The 3217-nt window shown below is 56.1% G+C and carries 2 rRNA genes; both read left to right on the plus strand.

Going from position 1 to position 3217, the window contains the following annotated elements:
* Nucleotides 1–1329, plus strand: a 16S ribosomal RNA gene (locus QP442_RS08365); the annotation flags it as partial.
* 335 nt (nucleotides 1330–1664) lie between these two features.
* Nucleotides 1665–3217, plus strand: a 23S ribosomal RNA gene (locus QP442_RS08370); the annotation flags it as partial.

Here is a 3217-nt window from a genome sequence, read left to right on the forward strand (position 1 = left end):
TTTTTCTGGTGGGGGATGGGCTCGCGGCCTATCAGCTTGTTGGTGGGGTGATGGCCTACCAAGGCTTTGACGGGTAACCGGCCTGAGAGGGTGACCGGTCACATTGGGACTGAGATACGGCCCAGACTCCTACGGGAGGCAGCAGTGGGGAATTTTGCACAATGGGCGCAAGCCTGATGCAGCGACGCCGCGTGAGGGATGAAGGCCTTCGGGTTGTAAACCTTTTTCGCTCATGGTCAAGCCGCAGCTTTGGGTTGTGGTGAGGGTAGTGGGTAAAGAAGCGCCGGCTAACTACGTGCCAGCAGCCGCGGTAATACGTAGGGCGCGAGCGTTGTCCGGAATTATTGGGCGTAAAGGGCTTGTAGGCGGTTGGCCGCGTCTGCCGTGAAATCCTCTGGCTTAACTGGGGGCGTGCGGTGGGTACGGGTTGACTTGAGTGCGGTAGGGGAGACTGGAATTCCTGGTGTAGCGGTGGAATGCGCAGATATCAGGAGGAACACCGGTGGCGAAGGCGGGTCTCTGGGCCGTTACTGACGCTGAGGAGCGAAAGCGTGGGGAGCGAACAGGATTAGATACCCTGGTAGTCCACGCTGTAAACGTTGGGCACTAGGTGTGGGGGCCACCCGTGGTTTCTGCGCCGTAGCTAACGCTTTAAGTGCCCCGCCTGGGGAGTACGGTCGCAAGGCTAAAACTCAAAGGAATTGACGGGGGCCCGCACAAGCGGCGGAGCATGCGGATTAATTCGATGCAACGCGAAGAACCTTACCAAGGCTTGACATGCACCCTGACGCTGCAGAGATGTGGTGGCATTTGGTTGGGGGTGTGCAGGTGGTGCATGGTTGTCGTCAGCTCGTGTCGTGAGATGTTGGGTTAAGTCCCGCAACGAGCGCAACCCTTGCCCTATGTTGCCAGCACGTTATGGTGGGGACTCGTGGGGGACTGCCGGGGTTAACTCGGAGGAAGGTGGGGATGACGTCAAATCATCATGCCCCTTATGTCTTGGGCTTCACGCATGCTACAATGGTTGGTACAGAGTGTTGCGATATCGTAAGGTGGAGCGAATCACTTAAAGCCAGTCTCAGTTCGGATTGGGGTCTGCAACTCGACCCCATGAAGGTGGAGTCGCTAGTAATCGCAGATCAGCAACGCTGCGGTGAATACGTTCTCGGGCCTTGTACACACCGCCCGTCACGTCACGAAAGTTGGTAACACCCGAAGCTCATGGCCTAACCGGTTTTCCGGGGGGAGTGGTCGAAGGTGGGATTGGCGATTGGGACGAAGTCGTAACAAGGTAGCCGTACCGGAAGGTGCGGCTGGATCACCTCCTTTCTAGGGAGCCCGTTTTTGGGGATGCGCATCATGGCACGTGAGTGTGTGTGGTGTGTGTTTCTTGTGCTCGCATGTGTTCACCGAGGGTTTTTCTTGGTGGGTGTGGGTGCGTGGGTGTTTTTTAGTGGAAAACAGGGGTGCAAGCTCCATGGAAGCAGACACGCTGTCGGGTTCACGTTCAACACCGTTTGAGCGTTTTGGCTCGCATGTTGCCGCCTCTCTTTTTTGTTGCGCCCTGTGTTTGTGGGGTGTTTGGGGGGTGGTGGTGTGTGTGGTGGGTTGTTTGTGATTTGTATAGTGGTTGTGAGCATCTTTATTTTCTTGTTGTGTGGTTTTGTTTAGTTTTGTTGGGCATTCGGTGGATGCCTTGGCATCAAGAGCTGATGAAGGACGTTGCGGCCTGCGATATGCCTCGGGGAGTTGGCGAGCGAGCTTTGATCCGAGGGTGTCCGAATGGGGGAACCTAACCAGGGTTGTGCTTGGTTACCATCATCTGAACGTGTATAGGGTGGTGGGGGGAACGCGGGGAAGTGAAACATCTTAGTACCCGTAGGAAAAGATATTCCGTGAGTAGTGGCGAGCGAAAGCGGAGGAGGCTAAACCGTGTGCGTGTGATACTCGGCGGGGGTTGCGTGTGCGGTGTTGTGGGGCTTGTTCGTCTCTTCTCTGCCGGGGAGGGGCTTGCGTGTGTGATGGTAGTTGAACCGTGTGGGATAGCGGACCGGAGTGCGTGATAGTCGTGTAGATGGACTGTTGCATGCGCAGGTGGGATAGGTGCCCGAGTAGTGCGGGACTCGTGAAATCTCGTGTGAATCTGCCAGGACCACCTGGTAAGCCTAAATACTTCTTGATGACCGATAGTGCATAGTACCGTGAGGGAATGGTGAAAAGTACCCCGGGAGGGGAGTGAAATAGTACCTGAAACCGTGTGCCTTTAAGCCGTCAGAGCCTTGTGGGGTGATGGCGTGCCTTTTGAAGAATGAGCCTGCGAGTCAGTGATACGTGGCGTGCTTAACCCGTGTGGGGTATGCGTAGCGAAAGCGAGTCTGAAATATGGCGCCTGTCGCGTGTTCTGGACCCGAAGCGGGGTGATCTACCCATGGCCAGGTTGAAGCAGAGGTAAGACTGTGTGGAGGACCGAACCCACCAGGGTTGAAAACCTGGGGGATGAGCTGTGGGTAGGGGTGAAAGGCCAATCAAACTCCGTGATAGCTGGTTCTCCCCGAAATGCATTTAGGTGCAGCGTTGTGTGTTGCCTGGTGGAGGTAGAGCTACTGGATGGCCGATGGGCCCTATGGGTTACTGACGTCAGCCAAACTCCGAATGCCATTAGGTTGAGCATGGCAGTGAGACTGCGGGGGATAAGCTTCGTAGTCGAGAGGGAAACAGCCCAGATCATCAGCTAAGGCCCCTAAGTGTGCGCTAAGTGGGAAAGGATGTGAGATCGCGGTGACAACCAGGAGGTTGGCTTAGAAGCAGCCATCCTTGAAAGAGTGCGTAATAGCTCACTGGTCAAGTGGTTTCGCGCCGACAATGTAGCGGGGCTTAAGCGTACCGCCGAAGCTGTGGCACTCACACATGAAAGAGCCTGGGCAGGGGACCTGCCTAAGGTTGTGTGGGTGGGTAGGGGAGCGTCCTGCGTGCGGTGAAGCCTGCTGGGAACGGTTGGTGGAGCGTGTGGGAGTGAGAATGCAGGCATGAGTAACGAATGGCGGGTGAGAATCCCGTCCGCCGATTGACTAAGGGTTCCAGGGCTAGGTTTATCCGCCCTGGGTTAGTCGGGTCCTAAGGCGAGGCCGACAGGCGTAGTCGATGGACAACCAGTTGATATTCTGGTACCGCGTTGTGACCGCCAAATACTGAAGCTTTTATGCTAACCACCCGCATC

This window comes from Pauljensenia sp. UMB1177, assembly GCF_030217965.1.
Lineage (GTDB): Bacteria > Actinomycetota > Actinomycetes > Actinomycetales > Actinomycetaceae > Pauljensenia > Pauljensenia turicensis_A.